The 2,165-nt window shown below is 70.6% G+C and carries 1 protein-coding gene; it reads left to right on the plus strand.

What is annotated here, in order from left to right; genetic code table 11:
- Window positions 1-30 precede the first annotated feature (30 nt).
- Window positions 31-2,165 (plus strand): amino acid adenylation domain-containing protein (locus ACFV0O_RS41425; protein ID WP_380350249.1); only part of this gene is annotated, 2,135 nt, incomplete at its 3' end.

Below are 2,165 nucleotides of genomic sequence, written 5' to 3' on the forward strand. Positions count from 1 at the left end.
TACAGCACCGATCTGTTCGAGGTTTCGTCGGTGGAGCGTCTGGCGGGTCATTACCGGAATGTGCTGGCGTCGGTGGTCGCCGATCCGTCGGCGCGGTTGAGTGAGCTGGAGCTGCTGTCCGAGGAGGAGAAGCACCAGCTGGTGGTGGAGTTCAACGACAGTGCCGCGGACTTCCCCGATGACCGGTGCGTTCACGAGTTGGTGGAGGCGAGGGTCGCGGCCTGTCCGGAGGCGGTGGCGGTGGTCTTCGGGGGCGAGGAGTTGAGCTATGCGCAGCTGAACGCCCGGGCGAACCGGCTGGCTCATCATCTCCGGGGTCTGGGTGTGGGTCCGGACGTGCTGGTGGGTGTGTGTCTGGAGCGGGGCCCGGACATGGTGGTGTCCCTGCTGGCGGTGCTGAAGGCCGGCGGTGCGTATGTGCCGTTGGATCCGGAGTACCCGGCCGAGCGGCTGGCGTTCATGCTGGCCGACACCGCCGCTCCCGTCCTGCTCACCCAGGAGGGCCTGCGCGGTCGGTTCCCCGTTGCTGATCGGCACGTCGTCTGTGTGGACACCGACGCGGCCGTCATCGCGGCCCGGCCGGACACCGACCCCGAGCACCGCACCACCCCGGACGACCTGTTCTACGTGATCTACACCTCCGGCTCCACCGGCACCCCCAAGGGCGTCATGGTCGAGCACCGGAAGATCGTGCGGCAGGTGCGGTACAACTGGCTCGAAACCCTGACCCCCGACGACTGCGTCGCGCAGATCACGAGCTTCTCCTGGGACGCCTGCGCGATCGAAGTCTGGAGTGCGCTGACGGCCGGGGCGAGCCTGGCCATCGTTCTGCGCGAGGAGATCCGCAACCCGTTCCTGCTCAGGGACGTCGTCCGTGCCCGCGGGGTGACGGCGCTGATGCTCACCTCGTCGCTGTTCAACCACCACGTGTCGGCCTGCCCGGACGTGTTCGCGGGTGTGCGGTACGTCAAGTACTGCGGGGAGAAGGTCACCCGGGCCGAGGCCGACTCCCTCGTGAACAGCGTGCACGCACCGATGTTCCTGCTGCACACCTACGGCCCGACGGAGAGCTGGGGGGACACGACGTTGCTGCGGGTGACCCCGGACAGCCCGAGGACCTCCTCCATGCCGGTCGGCGGTCCCGCGCCGAACACCGAGCTGTTCGTGGTGGACGGCGCCGACGGCCTGGTGCCGGTCGGGGTGCCCGGCGAGCTGCTGGTCGGCGGCGGGGGCCTGGCGCGGGGGTATCTGAACCGGCCGGAGCTGACCGCCGAGAAGTTCGTCGAGGTGGAGCTCGGCGGCAGGGCGCGCCGGGTGTACCGCACCGGGGACCTGGTGCGGTGGCTGCCGAGCGGGGTCCTGGAGTTCCTGGGGCGGATCGACGACCAGGTGAAGGTCCGGGGCGTCCGGATCGAGTTGGGTGAGATCGAGTCGCGGCTGGCCGCGCACGAGGACGTGGCCTCGGTGGTGGTCACCGTGCGCGAGGACGTGCCGGGGGACAAGCGGCTGATCGCGTACGTGGTGCCGCGGCCGGGTGCGGGAACGGGGGCGGCGGTCCTGCGGCGCTGGTGCGCGGACGGCCTGCCCGACTACATGGTGCCTGCCGGCTTCGTCTTCCTGGAGGCGCTGCCGTCCACGCCCAACGGGAAGGTGGACCGGCGGGCGCTGCCGGCCCCGGACCGCGACCGTCCGGAGCTGGCGTCCGGGTTCGTGGCGCCGCGTGACGAGACCGAGACCGTCATCGCCGGGATCTGGGCCGAGGTCCTCGGCGTCGACCGGGTCGGCGTCCACGACAACTTCTTCGACCTCGGCGGACACTCCCTCGTCGCCACCCGTGTCGTCTCCCTCCTGCGCCGGGAACTCGGGCGGGAGGTGCCGCTACGGGAACTGTTCGGGTCGCCCACCGTCGAGCAGTTGGCCCAGGCGGTCGGTGCGACCGGCTCGGTCGTGGACGGCCCGGCGCTGGTGCCGGTGGTGCGCGGTGCGGGCGGGCTGCCGTTGTCGTTCGCGCAGCAGCGGCTGTGGTTCCTCGAACAGCTGGAGCTCGGGTCGAGTCGACTGCCCTGTGCGCTGCGGTTGCGGGGTGTGGTGGATGTGGGGGCGTTGGAGTCGGCGTTCTCGGGTTTGGTGGCGCGGCATGAGGTGTTGCGGTCGCGTTTTGTGGT

Source organism: Kitasatospora sp. NPDC059577, from assembly GCF_042735475.1.
Classification (GTDB): Bacteria; Actinomycetota; Actinomycetes; order Streptomycetales; family Streptomycetaceae; genus Kitasatospora.